The following is a 13,919-nucleotide window of genomic DNA, read 5'->3' on the forward strand; positions in this document are numbered from 1 at the left end:
GGAGGATTGATCATGGAACACTGGAAACGAACGATCGAACGCGCCAATCGCTGGTTCAGGCTGGGCGAGTGGGTGGATGCCCGGGAAGCCTATCTGCAGGCACTGGCCTTGGCCCAGGTGTTGTTCGAGCGCTGGCCGGACGCCGATGAAGCCGTGGCTGCCTGTGTCGTTTCCCATCACAACCTGGCGGACCTGCACTTGTGCCTGAACCAGCCGGAGGAGAGCGTCGAGTACCTGTGCGCCATTCACCAACGCCTGTTGCAAACCATGCAGGACGAACGCCTGGCACCGGCCCTGCGTGCAGCGGCGCTGCGCCAGAGCCACAAGACCTACGTCGAACTGCTGAATTTCATCAGCGAGCACGGCGAATACCCTCGCACCCAACGCCTGCTGCACTGCGATGCCGCCTCATCGCGGCCGTGCAATGCCCCGGTTCATTACGGAGTTCATTGAAAATGGCTTTTACCTTGCCTGCATTGCCCTACGCCTACGACGCCCTGGAGCCGCACATCGATGCGCAGACCATGGAAATCCACTACACCAAGCATCACCAGACCTACATCAACAACCTCAACGCTGCGGTAGAGGGCACCGAATACGCCAGCTGGCCCGTCGAGAAACTGGTTTCCAGTGTGGCGCAATTGCCCCAGGACCTGAAAGCCGCTGTGATCAACCAGGGCGGTGGCCATGCCAACCATTCGTTGTTCTGGGAGGTGATGAGTTCCCAGGGGGGAGGGCGGCCGGAAGGCGCCTTGGCCGAAGCGATCGAAACGCAACTGGGTGGCCTGGAGCGTTTCAAGGAAGCCTTCACCAAGGCCGCGCTCACCCGCTTCGGCAGTGGCTGGGCCTGGCTGAGCGTGACACTGCAAAATACCCTGGTGGTGGAAAGCAGCGGCAACCAGGACAGCCCGCTGATGAATGGCAATACGCCGATCCTGGGGCTGGACGTGTGGGAGCACGCCTACTACCTGCGCTACCAGAACCGTCGGCCCGAATACATCAGCGCGTTCTACAACGTGATCAACTGGCCAGAAGTGGCGCGGCGCTACGAGGCCGCGCTAGGCGCTTATTCGCCTTCGTCGAAATAGTTGTTGATCAAGGCCACCAGGGCATCCATCGCTTCCTGCGCCTCTTCGCCTTCGGTGGCCAGGTGGATCTTGGTGCCCTTGCCGGCAGCGAGCATCATCATGGCCATGATGCTCTTGCCGTCGATCATGGTTTCAGGCGTCCGACCGACGCGGATAGTCGTGTCCTTGAACCGGCCTGCCACGCCAACGAATTTGGCTGAAGCCCGGGCGTGCAGCCCCAGCTTGTTGATGATTTCTATTTCCTGAGCAGGCATCGCGATGTGAATCCTTTAACTGAGGTCGCGGTGGCGAACCTGGACATTCTTCAGGGATTGTTGCAGGAGCTGACCCAGGCGTTCGGTCAGGTAGACGGAGCGGTGATGGCCGCCCGTGCAGCCAATGGCAATCGTGACGTAGGCACGGTTGCTGGCGGCAAAGCGGGGCAGCCACTTGAGCAGGTAGCTGGAAATATCCTGGTACATCTCTTCGACATCCGGCTGTGCGGCCAGGTAGTCGATTACCGGTTGGTCGAGCCCGGACTGCTCGCGCAACTCCGGTTTCCAATAAGGGTTGGGCAGGCAGCGCACGTCGAACACCAGGTCGGCGTCCACGGGCATGCCACGTTTGAACCCGAACGACTCCACCAGGAACGCCGTACCTGGCTCCGGCTGGTTCAGCAGGCGCAACTTGATGGTGTCGCGCAGCTGATACAGGTTCAGGTTCGTGGTATTGACCTTCAGGTCCGCCAGGTCGGCAATCGGCCCCAGCAGTTGGCTCTCATCCTCGATGGCTTCGGCCAGGGAGCGATTGGCGTTGCTCAGCGGGTGGCGCCGGCGGGTTTCGGAAAACCGCTTGAGCAGTGTTTCTTCATCAGCATCCAGGTACAAGACATCGCACTGGATGTGCCGGCTGCGCACTTCCTCGAGCAGGGCCGGGAAACGCGACAGGTGGCTAGGCAGGTTGCGCGCGTCGATGGACACCGCCACCAAAGGCTGCGCCAGCTCGGTATGGATCATCGCGCGCTCGGCCAGCTCCGGCAGCAAGCCGGCGGGCAGGTTGTCTATGCAGTAGTAGCCGCTGTCCTCAAGCACATTGAGGGCCGTGCTTTTACCGGAGCCGGAGCGACCACTGACGATGATCATGCGCATGTTTAATGACCGTTCTGCTCGTCCAGGACAACCTGATACAAGGCTTGGTTAGTCGGTGCGCTGCGCAATTTTTCGCGCACTTCCTTGCGGTCCAGCATGCTGGCGATCTGGCGCAGCAGCTCAAGATGCGCATCGGTCGCCGCTTCCGGGACCAGCAGTACGAACAGCAGGTCGACCGGTGCGCCGTCAATGGCGTCGAAATCGATGGCGGCTTCAAGGTGCAGCAACGCGCTGATGGGCGAGGTGCATCCCTTGAGGCGGCAGTGAGGAATGGCGATGCCGTTGCCAAAACCGGTGGAGCCGAGTTTTTCACGGGCAACGAGGGCCTCGAAGACGTCCTGCATTTCCAGATCCGGCACTTCGCGGTGGATCAGGTTGGCGATTTGTTCGAGGGCTTTCTTTTTACTGCCGCCCGGCGCGTTCACCAGGGAACGGCCGGGGGTCAGGATGGTTTCTAGTCGGATCATGGATTGGGGGGGTTAACGACCGGTAGCGCCCTGGAGGAGGCTCTGGGTCTTTTCCTTATGCTTTTTGAGTTGGCGATCCAGCTTGTCGGTCAGCAGGTCAATCGCGGCATACATGTCTGTGTGCTCCGCATTGGCAACCACCTCTCCGCCGGGAATATGCAACGTGGCTTCGATTTTCTGCAGCAGCTTCTCGACGTTCATCGTGACTTGCACATTGGTGATCTTGTCGAAATGCCTTTCCAATCGGTCGAGTTTTTCGCCGATATAGGTGCGCAGGGGTTCGGTCACTTCCAGTTGGTGTCCACTGATGTTGACTTGCATACAGCTTCTCCTTCGTTGCCAGTGCATAAAGCGGCAGGCAGAAATGCCTGCCACTGGAACGCTGTGGCGTGGCCTGTTACATCAACCGCTTGCGTTCGCTCGAAGGTGCGATCCCGAGGGATTCGCGGTACTTGGCGACGGTACGGCGGGCCACCTGAATGCCTTGTGCCTCCAGTAAACCAGCGATCTTGCTGTCACTCAACGGCTTTTTCTGATTTTCCGCAGCCACCAGTTTCTTGATGATTGCGCGGATGGCCGTGGACGAGCATTCGCCGCCTTCGGAGGTGCTGACATGGCTGGAGAAAAAGTATTTCAATTCATAGATGCCCCGTGGGGTATGCATGAATTTCTGGGTGGTTACCCGGGAAATCGTCGACTCGTGCATGCCCACTGCCTCGGCAATGTCATGCAGGACCAACGGTTTCATCGCTTCGTCGCCGTACTCCAGGAAGCCGCGCTGATGCTCGACGATCTGGGTGGCCACTTTCATCAGGGTTTCGTTGCGACTCTGCAGGCTCTTGATGAACCAGCGCGCTTCCTGCAACTGGTTGCGCATGAAGGTGTTGTCGGCGCTGGTGTCGGCGCGCCTGACGAAGCCGGCGTACTGGGCGTTGACCCGCAGCTTGGGCACCGACTCCTGGTTCAGCTCGACCAGCCAGCGATCGTTGTGCTTGCGCACGATGACGTCGGGCACCACGTATTCGGGTTCGGTGGATTCGATCTGCGAGCCGGGGCGCGGGTTGAGGCTCTGCACCAGTTCGATGACCTGGCGCAGTTCGTCTTCCTTGAGCTTCATGCGGCGCATCAACTGGCTGTAGTCGCGGCCGCCCAGCAGGTCGATGTAGTCGGTGACCAGTCGCTTGGCTTCGGTCAGCCAGGGTGTCTTGGCCGGCAACTGGCGCAGTTGCAGCAGCAGGCATTCGCCCAGGTTGCGGGCGCCGATGCCGGCCGGCTCGAACTGTTGGATCCGGTGGAGAACGGCCTCGATCTCGTCCAGCTCGATGTCGAGCTCGGGGTCGAAGGCTTCCAGGATTTCTTCCAGGGTCTCGTCCAGGTAGCCCTGGTTGTTGATGCAGTCGATCAGGGTGACGGCGATCAGGCGATCGGTGTCGGACATCGGCGCCAGGTTCAACTGCCACAGCAAGTGGCTTTGCAGGCTTTCGCCGGCGGAGGTGCGGGTGGTGAAGTCCCACTCGTCGTCATCGCTGCTCGGCAGGCTGCTGGCGCTGGTCTGGTAGACGTCTTCCCAGGCCGTGTCCACGGGCAGGTCGTTGGGAATGCGTTCGTTCCATTCGCCGTCCTCGAGGTTGTCCACCGTCGGGGCGGCTTCCTGGTAGGACGGTTCGGGGATCTCGGTGTTGGTCTTCTGCTCGACGTTGTCGGCCAGCGGGTCGGTGTTGTCGAAGTCGTCGCCTTCTTCCTGGCGTTCGAGCATCGGATTGGACTCCAGAGCCTCTTGGATTTCCTGTTGCAGGTCCAGGGTCGACAATTGGAGCAGGCGGATGGCCTGTTGCAGCTGCGGCGTCATCGTCAGCTGCTGGCCCATTCTCAAGACTAGCGATGGTTTCATGGCAGGGGCTTAACACCTTATTCGCCGGCGCACATGCGCCATCCACTACAGGGCGCCGAAGCGCCAAACTTAAGCAAATTATATGCCTGAAACTGAAGTGTTTGCCTAGGGCATCACCATAATAAAATCAGCAATGCCCGCGGCGATTCGCCAGACACTCGTGCTTACAGGCGGAACTCATGGCCCAGGTACACTTCCTTGACCAGGTCGTTGGCCAGGATGGCGGCGGAGTCGCCTTCGGCGATCAACTGGCCGTCATTGACGATATAGGCGGTCTCGCAGATATCCAGGGTCTCGCGCACGTTGTGGTCGGTGATGAGCACGCCGATGCCCTTGGCCTTGAGGTGGTGGATGATCTGCTTGATGTCGCCCACCGAGATCGGGTCCACGCCGGCGAAGGGTTCGTCGAGCAGGATGAACTTCGGTGCGGTGGCCAGGGCCCGGGCGATTTCCACCCGGCGCCGTTCACCACCGGACAGGCTCATGCCCAGGTTGTCGCGAATGTGGCTGATATGGAATTCCTGCAGCAGGCTTTCCAGTTCCTGGCGACGACCGGCCTTGTCGAGTTCCTTGCGGGTCTCGAGGATCGCCATGATGTTGTCGGCGACCGACAGCTTGCGGAAGATCGACGCTTCTTGCGGCAAGTAGCCGATACCGGCCTTGGCCCGGCCGTGCATCGGCTGGTGGCTGACATCCAGGTCGTCGATCAGTACGCGACCCTGGTCGGCCTGGACCAGGCCGACGATCATGTAGAAGCAGGTGGTCTTGCCCGCGCCGTTGGGGCCGAGCAGGCCGACGATCTGGCCGCTGTCGATGGACAGGCTGACATCACGCACGACTTGACGGCTCTTGTAGCTCTTGGCCAAGTGCTGAGCTTTCAGAGTTGCCATTACTGGGCCTTCTGGTCGGTTTTCTTTTTAGGCTGGATCACCATGTCGATCCGTGGGCGCTGCTCGGTCACCTTGCTGCCGGTGGCGCGACCGGCGCTGGCCAGTTTCTTGTTGGTGTCGTAGACGATCTTCTCACCCTGGGTGACGTTGTTGTCCTTGTCGACGACCTTGGCGCGGTCGATCAGAACGACGCGGTCCTGGGAGGCGTGGTACTGGATGGTCACGCCATAGCCCTGCACAGGCTTGGTGTCGCCGGCGGTCTGCAACTGCTCGAAGTAGGCCAGGTTGCCGACCGAGGTCACCACGTCGATGTCGCCGGACTGGGTGCGCGTGATGGTCACGGTGTTGCCGGTCACTTTCATCGAGCCCTGGGTGATGATCACATCGCCCTTGTAGGTGGCTACGCCGTTCTTGTCGTCCAATTGGGCGTCGTCGGCCTGGATGCGGATAGGCTGGTCGCGGTCGTTGGGAAGAGCCCAGGCGCTCGCGCTTCCCAGTGCTGCGCCCAGACTGAGCAAAATAGGGAGGGTTTTAGCGAGCTTCATACTGTCCTCTTACGTTCGATAGCAGGTGTATCCTGCTTTCCTTCAAATACGCCTTCATTCCCGTGCCGGTCGATACACCCCCGGCGCCGTCGATTCTAACGGGTTGCTCGGTCTGCGCATATTGTTGCTGCGGGAACACCGTCATGCGTGTGCTGGTGATGATGGTCGTGCGGTTCTTCTCGTCGGTCCGGGCCACGCGCACCGAGTCGATCAACTCCACTTCGGTGCCGCCGGAATTGACTTCGGCGCGCTTGCTCTGCACGTGCCACGGAAACTCGGTGCCGCGAAACATGTTCAGGTCCGGCGTGGTGACCAGCGTAATGTCGGTTGCCTTGACGTGGTCGACCTTGTCGGCTGTCATTTCGTACTGCACTTTTCCGTCGGGCAGGTATTGCAGGGTGTGGGTGTTGGTCGCATACCAGTCGATCTTTTCCTCGACCACCGGCGCGGGCTGGTCGAGAAACCGTTCCGGGCTGATGTTCCAGTAGCCCACCGCCGCGAAAATCGCCGCGATACAGGCAAACACCACGATGGTGCGAATCTTCTTGCTCAGCATAATTGGCTCACAGGTACGCGGCGTTGGCCGCTTCGAGGCGGCCCTGGGCGCGCAGGATCAGTTCACAGAATTCGCGGGCCGCGCCTTCGCCGCCGCGCGCCGTGGTCACACCGTGGGCGTGCTCGCGTACGAAGCCGGCCGCATTGGCCACGGCCATGCCAAGGCCGACGCGGCGGATCACCGGCAGGTCCGGCAGGTCGTCACCGAGGTAGGCCACCTGTTCATAGCTTAGGTTGAGTTGGCCCAGAAGTTCGTCGAGGACGACGAGTTTGTCCTCGCGCCCCTGGTAAAGGTGCGGGATGCCGAGGTTCTTGGCGCGCCGTTCGACCACCGGGGTCTTGCGGCCGCTGATGATCGCGGTCTGCACGCCGGCGGCCATCAGCATCTTGATGCCCTGGCCGTCGAGGGTGTTGAAGGTCTTGAACTCGCTGCCGTCCTCGAGGAAATACAGGCGACCGTCGGTCAGTACGCCGTCCACATCGAATACCGCCAGCTTGATGGCCTTGCCGCGTTGCAACAGGTCTGTGCTCATTTACATGACTCCCGCACGCAGCAGATCGTGCATGTTCAGGGCGCCCACCGGACGGTCTTCGTCGTCGACGACCACCAGGGCGTTGATCTTGTGGTCTTCCATGATCTTCAGGGCCTCGGCGGCGAGCATCTCGGCGCGGGCGGTCTTGCCGTGGGGCGTCATCACCTGGTCGATGGTGGCGCTGTGGATGTCGATGGTGCGGTCCAGGGTGCGGCGCAGGTCGCCGTCGGTGAAGATCCCGGCCAGCTTGCCGTCGGCTTCCAGGACCACCGTCATGCCCAGGCCCTTGCGGGTCATCTCCATCAGGGCATCCTTGAGCAAGGTGCCGCGCTGCACCTGCGGCAACTCCTGGCCGGCGTGCATCACGTCGTCGACCTTCAGCAGCAGGCGACGGCCGAGGGCGCCGCCGGGGTGGGAGAAGGCGAAGTCTTCGGCGGTGAAACCCCGGGCTTCCAGCAGGGCCACGGCCAGGGCATCGCCCATGACCAGCGCGGCGGTGGTGGATGAGGTCGGTGCCAGGTTCAGCGGGCAGGCTTCGTGCTCGACATGCACGTTAAGGTTCACGTCGGCGGCCTTGGCCAGGGGCGAGTCGGGGTTGCCGGTGAGGCTGATCAACTGGATGCCCAGGCGCTTGATCAACGGCAGCAGCGTGACGATTTCATTGGTGGAGCCGGAGTTGGACAGGGCGAGGATGACGTCATCCCGGGTGATCATGCCCATGTCGCCGTGGCTGGCTTCGGCCGGGTGAACGAAAAATGCCGTGGTGCCGGTGCTGGCCAGCGTGGCGGCAATCTTGTTGCCGATGTGCCCGGACTTGCCCATGCCGACCACGACCACGCGGCCCTTGCTGGCCAGAATCATCTCGCAGGCGCGTACGAAATCAGCGTCGATATGGGGCAGCAAGCCTTGTACGGCTTCGAGCTCGAGGCGGATGGTACGTTGTGCCGATTGAATCAGGTCGCTGGATTGGCTCATGTCAGAAATCGTATAGCCCGATGAAAAGGCGGCGATTATAGCGGCAATGAACAATTCCCTCACGTAAGTTCGTCATGCTTTGTGTGAATGGGTCGCCCGGCCTGACACAAAGTGTGGTCTTTATCCGTGGATCCAGGCCGACTGGCCCCAGGCTTGGGCCTTGGGCGCAAGGGTGTTGCAGTGATATAGTTCGCCGCCGGTTCGGGTGCCCGGCGGTACCGGCGTTTGTCGGCAGGCCGGGGCATTCGAATGTGAGGCTGCATCGCAAGGAGTTTAGATGAGTGCCGACAACGCTTACGCGGTCGAGCTGAAGGGGCTGTCCTTCAAGCGAGGGACGCGCAGCATTTTCAATGACATCGATATTCGCATTCCACGCGGCAAGGTGACCGGCATCATGGGGCCTTCCGGGTGCGGCAAGACCACGTTGCTGCGGCTGATGGGCGCGCAGTTGCGTCCCAGTGCCGGCGAAGTCTGGGTCAATGGCCAGAATCTTCCCCAGTTGTCGCGCAGCGACCTGTTCGATGCGCGCAAGCACATGGGCGTGCTGTTCCAGAGTGGTGCATTGTTTACCGACCTGGACGTTTTCGAGAACGTGGCCTTTCCCCTGCGGGTCCATACCGACCTGCCGGAAGAGATGATCCGCGACATCGTGCTGCTCAAGTTGCAGGCCGTCGGGCTGCGTGGCGCCCTCGACCTGATGCCGGACGAGCTGTCCGGCGGCATGAAGCGCCGGGTCGCCCTGGCGCGGGCGATTGCCCTCGATCCGAAGATCCTCATGTACGACGAACCCTTCGTCGGGCAGGACCCGATCGCCATGGGCGTGCTCGTGCGCCTGATCCGCCTGCTCAACGACGCGCTGGGCATCACCAGTATCGTGGTGTCCCACGACCTGGCCGAAACCGCCAGCATCGCGGACTACATCTACGTGGTGGGCGATGGCCAGGTGCTGGGGCAGGGCACGCCCCAGGAGCTCAAGGACTCGGACAACCCGCGCATTCGCCAATTCATGAAGGGTGATCCGGACGGCCCGGTGGCGTTCCATTTTCCGGCCACGGATTACCGTACCGATCTGCTGGGGAAGCGCTGATGCGCAAGAAATCATTACTGGAAAGAATCCGCCTGTTTGGCCGATCGGGTATCGACGTGGTGGCCGTGCTGGGCCGTTCCTCGTTGTTCCTGATGCACGCCTTGCTGGGCCGCAACTCCACCGGCGGCGGTTTTGGCCTGCTGGTCAAGCAATTGCATGCCGTGGGCGTGATGTCCCTGGTGATCATCGTGGTCTCCGGGATCTTCATCGGCATGGTGCTGGCCCTGCAAGGCTTCAGCATCCTGTCCAGCTACGGCTCGGAGCAGGCCGTCGGGCAGATGGTCGCGCTGACCCTGCTGCGCGAACTCGGCCCGGTGGTGACCGCGCTGCTGTTCGCCGGGCGTGCCGGTTCGGCGTTGACGGCTGAAATCGGTAACATGAAGTCCACCGAGCAACTGTCCAGCCTGGAAATGATCGGCGTGGACCCGCTCAAGTACATCATTGCCCCGCGCCTGTGGGCCGGCTTCATTTCCCTGCCGGTGCTGGCGATGATCTTCAGCGTCGTCGGGATCTGGGGCGGTTCCTGGGTCGCGGTCGACTGGCTGGGGGTCTATGAAGGTTCCTACTGGTCCAACATGCAGAACAGCGTCGACTTCCTCGGCGATGTGCTCAACGGCGTGATCAAAAGTGCCGTATTCGCTTTCGTGGTGACCTGGATCGCCGTGTTTCAAGGCTATGACTGTGAGCCCACGTCAGAGGGGATCAGCCGTGCCACAACCAAGACCGTGGTGTACGCCTCGCTGGCGGTCCTGGGCCTTGACTTTATTCTGACCGCCTTGATGTTTGGAGATTTCTGATGCAAAACCGCACCCTGGAAATCGGTGTCGGCCTTTTCTTGCTGGCTGGCATCCTGGCTTTGCTGCTGCTGGCCCTGCGAGTCAGTGGGCTGGCGCCGACGGCAAGCACCGACACTTATAAACTTTATGCTTATTTCGACAATATCGCCGGTTTGACTGTCAGAGCCAAGGTGACCATGGCCGGTGTGACCATCGGCAAGGTCACGGCAATCGATCTGAACCGAGAGGATTTCACCGGTCGGGTGACGCTGCAGCTGGAAAAGCGCGTGGACAACCTGCCGACTGACACCACGGCATCTATCCTCACGGCTGGGCTGCTGGGCGAGAAGTACATTGGCCTCAGCGTAGGCGGGGAAGAAACCGTGCTCAAGGACGGCGGAACCATCCACGATACGCAGTCGTCCCTGGTGCTCGAAGACCTGATCGGTAAATTCCTGCTCAATACCGTTAGCAAAGACGCCAAATGAGGAGCTTTTGAATGATCTCTATCTTGCGACGTGGCCTGTTGGTGTTGCTCGCGGCGCTGCCGCTGATGGGCAACGCCGTGGCCGCGCCTTCGGCTCACGACATCATCCAGGACACCACCACCCGGTTGCTGGCAGACCTTGCCGCCAACAAAGAGAAATACAAGCAAGACCCGAGCGCGTTCTATGACGCGCTCAACGGTATCGTCGGCCCGGTCGTGGACGCCGACGGCATTTCCAAGAGCATCATGACCGTCAAGTACTCGCGCAAGGCTTCCCCTGCGCAGATGGCCCGCTTCCAGGAAAACTTCAAGCGCAGCCTGATGCAGTTCTACGGCAACGCGTTGCTCGAGTACAACAACCAGGGCATCACCGTCTCGCCGGCGAAGGATGAGAGCGGCACCCGCACCAGCGTCGACATGCAGGTCAAGGGCAACAACGGCGCGGTCTACCCGGTTTCCTACACGCTCGAGAAGATCAACGACGAGTGGAAAGTGCGCAACGTGATCATCAACGGCATCAACATTGGCAAACTGTTCCGTGACCAGTTCGCCGACGCGATGCAGCGCAATGGCAACAACCTGGACAAGACCATCGACGGTTGGGCTGGCGAAGTCGCCAAGGCCAAGGAAGTGACCGAAGAAGCCAAAGAGAAGCAGGAACAATGATCGAGCCGGTGAGTGAGTCGGCCGTTCGTCCGGGCCAGGCCGGCGAGCTGATGCTCAGTGGTGTGCTGGACTATCGCACCGGCCCGGCCTTGCGCAAGCAGGGCCAGGCGCTGATTAAGTCCTCCGGTGCCGCCGAAGTGGTCATTGACTGCTCGGCGGTGCAGAAGTCCAGCAGTGTCGGCTTGTCGCTGCTGCTGTGCTTCATCCGGGACGCCAAGGCGGCCGGCAAGACGTGGAGCATCCGCGCGATGCCCGAAGACATGCGCGAAATAGCCCAGGTCAGCGAATTGACCGAGCTGTTGGCGCACCCCTGACCCACATCCGCGAGAAGCCCCCTGTCAGAGTCCTGCTATGCGGGGTTCGCAGGCGCGGGGCTTTTTTGTATGATGTGCGACCCGCGCGCACTGGGCGCCGATTGAGGTTGAGCATGCAGGCTGTAGAAGTTAAGAGCTTCCTTGAAGCAAAACTGCCAGGTACGCAGGTGGAAGTTGAAGGCGAAGGCTGCAACTTTCAGTTGAACGTGATCAGCGATGAACTGGCGGCATTGAGCCCGGTGAAGCGTCAGCAGCAGGTCTATGCCCATTTGAACCCATGGATCACCGATGGCAGCATCCACGCGGTCACTATGAAATTTTTCAGCAGCGCGGCCTGGGCCGAGCGCACCTGAGCCCAAGGGCGTCGAGATTCTTATGGATAAACTGATTATTACCGGCGGCGTTCGTCTTGATGGCGAAATCCGTATTTCCGGGGCAAAGAACTCCGCTCTGCCGATTCTGGCCGCGACCCTGCTGTGCGATGGCCCGGTGACCGTGGCCAACCTGCCGCACCTGCACGACATCACCACGATGATCGAGCTGTTCGGCCGCATGGGCATCGAGCCGGTGATCGACGAGAAACTCGCCGTCGAGATCGACCCGCGCACCATCAAGACCCTGGTCGCACCGTATGAACTGGTCAAGACCATGCGTGCGTCGATCCTGGTCCTGGGCCCGATGGTCGCCCGCTTCGGCGAAGCCGAAGTCGCCTTGCCTGGCGGTTGCGCCATCGGTTCGCGTCCGGTGGACCTGCACATCCGCGGCCTGGAAGCCATGGGCGCGGTGATCGACGTCGAAGGCGGCTACATCAAGGCCAAGGCACCTGAAGGCGGCCTGCGTGGCGCGCATTTCTTCTTCGATACCGTCAGCGTGACCGGGACCGAGAACATCATGATGGCCGCGGCGTTGGCCAAGGGCCGCAGCGTGTTGCAGAACGCCGCGCGCGAGCCTGAAGTGGTGGACCTGGCGAACTTCCTGATCGCCATGGGTGCCAAGATCAGCGGTGCCGGCACCGACACCATCACCATCGACGGCGTCGAGCGCTTGCATTCGGCCACCTACAAGGTGATGCCGGACCGGATCGAAACCGGCACCTACCTGGTGGCTGCTGCCGTCACCGGTGGCCGCGTCAAGGTCAAGGACACCGATCCGACCATCCTCGAAGCGGTTTTGGAAAAACTCAAGGAAGCCGGCGCCGAAGTCACCTGTGGCGAAGACTGGATCGAAGTGAACATGCACGGCAAGCGGCCAAAGGCCGTTAACGTGCGGACCGCTCCGTACCCGGCGTTCCCGACCGACATGCAAGCCCAGTTCATCTCCCTCAACGCGATTGCCGAAGGCACGGGCGCGGTGATCGAGACGATCTTCGAAAACCGTTTCATGCACGTGTACGAGCTGCATCGCATGGGCGCCAAGATCCAGGTCGAAGGCAACACCGCCATCGTCACCGGCAACGAGAAGCTCAAGGGCGCGCCAGTGATGGCCACCGACCTGCGGGCCTCGGCCAGCCTGGTGATCTCGGCCCTGATTGCCGAAGGCGACACCCTGATCGACCGCATCTACCACATAGACCGTGGCTACGAGTGCATCGAAGAGAAACTGCAGATGCTCGGCGCCAAGATCCGCCGCGTACCGGGCTAGTTGGAAAGGCGCTGCTCAGGCACTTTCCGTGGGCGCAAGGACGCGTCCTTTGATTCGTTTCAAATCGAGGGTGTTTGCACCCTCGATGTGTGTCCGGCGCCGTTTGCGTCCGGGCACGAGTACCTTGATAAGGACTGACGCTTTCCATGTTGACCATCGCACTGTCCAAGGGCCGTATCCTTGACGACACCCTGCCGCTTCTGGCTGAAGCGGGCATTGTGCCGACCGAGAATCCGGACAAGAGCCGCAAGCTGATCATCCCCACGACTCAGGCCGACGTGCGCTTGCTGATCGTGCGTGCCACTGATGTGCCAACCTACGTTGAACATGGCGCGGCCGACCTGGGCGTTGCCGGCAAGGACGTGCTGATGGAATACGGCGGCCAGGGCCTGTACGAGCCCCTGGACCTGCAAATCGCCCGTTGCAAGCTGATGACCGCCGGTAAAGTCGGCGCGCCGCAGCCCAAGGGGCGTCTGCGGGTGGCGACCAAATTCGTCAACATTGCCAAACGCTATTACGCCGAGCAAGGGCGCCAGGTCGATATCATCAAGCTGTACGGTTCAATGGAACTGGCGCCGCTGATCGGCCTTGCGGACAAGATCATCGACGTGGTCGACACCGGTAATACCCTGCGGGCCAACGGCCTGGAGCCCCAGGATTTCATCGCGGACATCAGCTCCCGGCTGATCGTCAACAAGGCTTCGATGAAAATGCAGCACGCCCGTATCCAGGCTTTGATCGATACCCTGCGCAAGGCAGTGGAATCGCGACACCGCGGCTGATACACCTGCGCGACTTCGGTCGCGCCCGTCTATCCGTGTCATAGCCAATTTTCTCAGGTGCCCACGCGAATGGACTGGTAGCTTAGGGCGCCTGA

General features: G+C 61.2%; 20 protein-coding genes. 10 read left to right on the forward strand and 10 right to left on the reverse strand.

The window, feature by feature from the left end; all coding sequences use genetic code 11:
- Positions 1 to 12: 12 nt before the first annotated feature.
- Both V5F23_RS04280 and V5F23_RS04285 read left to right on the forward strand, forming a co-directional pair.
- Positions 13 to 453, forward strand: a complete 441-nt coding sequence (locus V5F23_RS04280; protein ID WP_042729888.1) for a tetratricopeptide repeat protein — start codon at positions 13 to 15, stop codon at positions 451 to 453.
- A 2-nt stretch (positions 454 to 455) separates the two neighbouring features.
- The gene (locus V5F23_RS04285) at positions 456 to 1,088 is read left to right on the forward strand and encodes a superoxide dismutase (protein ID WP_042729887.1); all 633 of its coding nucleotides are present in this window, start codon (positions 456 to 458) and stop codon (positions 1,086 to 1,088) included.
- Here the strand turns inward: V5F23_RS04285 and V5F23_RS04290 are convergent.
- From V5F23_RS04290 to V5F23_RS04335, 10 genes are all read right to left on the reverse strand, one after another.
- Positions 1,067 to 1,342 carry an HPr family phosphocarrier protein gene (locus V5F23_RS04290; protein ID WP_042729886.1) on the reverse strand — a complete coding sequence of 92 codons (276 nt, stop codon included), beginning with the start codon at positions 1,340 to 1,342 and terminating at the stop codon, positions 1,067 to 1,069. The two genes, V5F23_RS04285 and V5F23_RS04290, sit on opposite strands and share 22 nt — an antisense overlap.
- 15 nt (positions 1,343 to 1,357) lie before the next feature.
- Complete coding sequence (gene rapZ, locus V5F23_RS04295) at positions 1,358 to 2,215, reverse strand: RNase adapter RapZ (protein WP_042729885.1); 858 nt, start codon at positions 2,213 to 2,215, stop codon at positions 1,358 to 1,360.
- A 2-nt stretch (positions 2,216 to 2,217) separates the two neighbouring features.
- Positions 2,218 to 2,682, reverse strand: a complete 465-nt coding sequence (gene ptsN / locus V5F23_RS04300; RefSeq protein WP_042729884.1) for a PTS IIA-like nitrogen regulatory protein PtsN — start codon at positions 2,680 to 2,682, stop codon at positions 2,218 to 2,220.
- A 12-nt stretch (positions 2,683 to 2,694) separates the two neighbouring features.
- The gene (gene raiA, locus V5F23_RS04305; protein WP_003178005.1) at positions 2,695 to 3,003 is read right to left on the reverse strand and encodes a ribosome-associated translation inhibitor RaiA; all 309 of its coding nucleotides are present in this window, start codon (positions 3,001 to 3,003) and stop codon (positions 2,695 to 2,697) included.
- A 76-nt stretch (positions 3,004 to 3,079) separates the two neighbouring features.
- Entirely contained in the window at positions 3,080 to 4,573 is a 1,494-nt protein-coding gene (locus V5F23_RS04310) for an RNA polymerase factor sigma-54 (RefSeq protein WP_042729883.1), read from the reverse strand.
- A gap of 164 nt (positions 4,574 to 4,737) precedes the next feature.
- Positions 4,738 to 5,463, reverse strand: coding sequence for an LPS export ABC transporter ATP-binding protein (lptB, locus tag V5F23_RS04315; RefSeq protein ID WP_018614004.1), 726 nt, complete (start codon positions 5,461 to 5,463; stop codon positions 4,738 to 4,740).
- Complete coding sequence (gene lptA / locus V5F23_RS04320) at positions 5,463 to 6,008, reverse strand: lipopolysaccharide transport periplasmic protein LptA (protein ID WP_042729882.1); 546 nt, start codon at positions 6,006 to 6,008, stop codon at positions 5,463 to 5,465. The genes lptB and lptA overlap by 1 nt, the downstream gene beginning before the upstream one ends.
- The gene (gene lptC, locus V5F23_RS04325) at positions 5,995 to 6,564 is read right to left on the reverse strand and encodes an LPS export ABC transporter periplasmic protein LptC (RefSeq protein WP_042729881.1); all 570 of its coding nucleotides are present in this window, start codon (positions 6,562 to 6,564) and stop codon (positions 5,995 to 5,997) included. The genes lptA and lptC overlap by 14 nt, the downstream gene beginning before the upstream one ends.
- 7 nt (positions 6,565 to 6,571) lie before the next feature.
- Positions 6,572 to 7,096, reverse strand: a complete 525-nt coding sequence (locus tag V5F23_RS04330) for an HAD family hydrolase (protein ID WP_042729880.1) — start codon at positions 7,094 to 7,096, stop codon at positions 6,572 to 6,574.
- A complete protein-coding gene (locus V5F23_RS04335) occupies positions 7,097 to 8,071 on the reverse strand; it encodes a KpsF/GutQ family sugar-phosphate isomerase (RefSeq protein ID WP_042729879.1) in 975 nt (324 codons plus the stop codon). It lies immediately after the preceding gene.
- A gap of 277 nt (positions 8,072 to 8,348) precedes the next feature.
- Between V5F23_RS04335 and V5F23_RS04340 the strand changes: the two genes are divergently transcribed.
- From V5F23_RS04340 to hisG, 8 genes are all read left to right on the forward strand, one after another.
- Positions 8,349 to 9,158, forward strand: a complete 810-nt coding sequence (locus V5F23_RS04340; RefSeq protein WP_042729878.1) for an ATP-binding cassette domain-containing protein — start codon at positions 8,349 to 8,351, stop codon at positions 9,156 to 9,158.
- Positions 9,158 to 9,955: a lipid asymmetry maintenance ABC transporter permease subunit MlaE gene (gene mlaE, locus V5F23_RS04345; protein WP_042729877.1), complete on the forward strand. Its 798-nt coding sequence runs from the start codon at positions 9,158 to 9,160 to the stop codon at positions 9,953 to 9,955. The genes V5F23_RS04340 and mlaE overlap by 1 nt, the downstream gene beginning before the upstream one ends.
- Complete coding sequence (gene mlaD, locus V5F23_RS04350; RefSeq protein ID WP_042729876.1) at positions 9,955 to 10,422, forward strand: outer membrane lipid asymmetry maintenance protein MlaD; 468 nt, start codon at positions 9,955 to 9,957, stop codon at positions 10,420 to 10,422. Before mlaE ends, mlaD begins: the two co-directional genes overlap by 1 nt.
- 11 nt (positions 10,423 to 10,433) lie before the next feature.
- Positions 10,434 to 11,087 carry an ABC transporter substrate-binding protein gene (locus V5F23_RS04355; RefSeq protein ID WP_042729875.1) on the forward strand — a complete coding sequence of 218 codons (654 nt, stop codon included), beginning with the start codon at positions 10,434 to 10,436 and terminating at the stop codon, positions 11,085 to 11,087.
- Between the two features lie 8 nt (positions 11,088 to 11,095).
- A complete protein-coding gene (locus V5F23_RS04360; RefSeq protein ID WP_042729893.1) occupies positions 11,096 to 11,401 on the forward strand; it encodes an STAS domain-containing protein in 306 nt (101 codons plus the stop codon).
- 113 nt (positions 11,402 to 11,514) lie between these two features.
- Complete coding sequence (locus V5F23_RS04365) at positions 11,515 to 11,754, forward strand: BolA family protein (RefSeq protein ID WP_042729874.1); 240 nt, start codon at positions 11,515 to 11,517, stop codon at positions 11,752 to 11,754.
- Positions 11,755 to 11,776: 22 nt separating this feature from the next.
- Positions 11,777 to 13,042 carry a UDP-N-acetylglucosamine 1-carboxyvinyltransferase gene (gene murA, locus V5F23_RS04370; RefSeq protein ID WP_042729873.1) on the forward strand — a complete coding sequence of 422 codons (1,266 nt, stop codon included), beginning with the start codon at positions 11,777 to 11,779 and terminating at the stop codon, positions 13,040 to 13,042.
- 146 nt (positions 13,043 to 13,188) lie between these two features.
- Positions 13,189 to 13,824: an ATP phosphoribosyltransferase gene (gene hisG, locus V5F23_RS04375; RefSeq protein WP_042729872.1), complete on the forward strand. Its 636-nt coding sequence runs from the start codon at positions 13,189 to 13,191 to the stop codon at positions 13,822 to 13,824.
- Positions 13,825 to 13,919: the final 95 nt, after the last annotated feature.

The organism is Pseudomonas sp. WP18 (genome assembly GCF_036689585.1).
GTDB classification, from domain to species: Bacteria; Pseudomonadota; Gammaproteobacteria; order Pseudomonadales; family Pseudomonadaceae; genus Aquipseudomonas; species Aquipseudomonas chlororaphis_E.

Coding starts and splice junctions, on each gene's coding strand:
- rapZ (WP_042729885.1), bottom strand. CDS start 2,215: ATGCGCATGATCATCGTCAGTGGTCGCTCCGGCTCCGGTAAAAGCACG.
- lptB (WP_018614004.1), bottom strand. CDS start 5,463: ATGGCAACTCTGAAAGCTCAGCACTTGGCCAAGAGCTACAAGAGCCGT.
- V5F23_RS04365 (WP_042729874.1), top strand. CDS start 11,515: ATGCAGGCTGTAGAAGTTAAGAGCTTCCTTGAAGCAAAACTGCCAGGT.
- V5F23_RS04280 (WP_042729888.1), top strand. CDS start 13: ATGGAACACTGGAAACGAACGATCGAACGCGCCAATCGCTGGTTCAGG.
- hisG (WP_042729872.1), top strand. CDS start 13,189: ATGTTGACCATCGCACTGTCCAAGGGCCGTATCCTTGACGACACCCTG.
- V5F23_RS04285 (WP_042729887.1), top strand. CDS start 456: ATGGCTTTTACCTTGCCTGCATTGCCCTACGCCTACGACGCCCTGGAG.
- mlaE (WP_042729877.1), top strand. CDS start 9,158: ATGCGCAAGAAATCATTACTGGAAAGAATCCGCCTGTTTGGCCGATCG.
- V5F23_RS04290 (WP_042729886.1), bottom strand. CDS start 1,342: ATGCCTGCTCAGGAAATAGAAATCATCAACAAGCTGGGGCTGCACGCC.
- V5F23_RS04340 (WP_042729878.1), top strand. CDS start 8,349: ATGAGTGCCGACAACGCTTACGCGGTCGAGCTGAAGGGGCTGTCCTTC.
- lptC (WP_042729881.1), bottom strand. CDS start 6,564: ATGCTGAGCAAGAAGATTCGCACCATCGTGGTGTTTGCCTGTATCGCG.
- mlaD (WP_042729876.1), top strand. CDS start 9,955: ATGCAAAACCGCACCCTGGAAATCGGTGTCGGCCTTTTCTTGCTGGCT.
- V5F23_RS04330 (WP_042729880.1), bottom strand. CDS start 7,096: ATGAGCACAGACCTGTTGCAACGCGGCAAGGCCATCAAGCTGGCGGTA.
- V5F23_RS04335 (WP_042729879.1), bottom strand. CDS start 8,071: ATGAGCCAATCCAGCGACCTGATTCAATCGGCACAACGTACCATCCGC.
- lptA (WP_042729882.1), bottom strand. CDS start 6,008: ATGAAGCTCGCTAAAACCCTCCCTATTTTGCTCAGTCTGGGCGCAGCA.
- raiA (WP_003178005.1), bottom strand. CDS start 3,003: ATGCAAGTCAACATCAGTGGACACCAACTGGAAGTGACCGAACCCCTG.
- ptsN (WP_042729884.1), bottom strand. CDS start 2,682: ATGATCCGACTAGAAACCATCCTGACCCCCGGCCGTTCCCTGGTGAAC.
- V5F23_RS04310 (WP_042729883.1), bottom strand. CDS start 4,573: ATGAAACCATCGCTAGTCTTGAGAATGGGCCAGCAGCTGACGATGACG.
- murA (WP_042729873.1), top strand. CDS start 11,777: ATGGATAAACTGATTATTACCGGCGGCGTTCGTCTTGATGGCGAAATC.
- V5F23_RS04355 (WP_042729875.1), top strand. CDS start 10,434: ATGATCTCTATCTTGCGACGTGGCCTGTTGGTGTTGCTCGCGGCGCTG.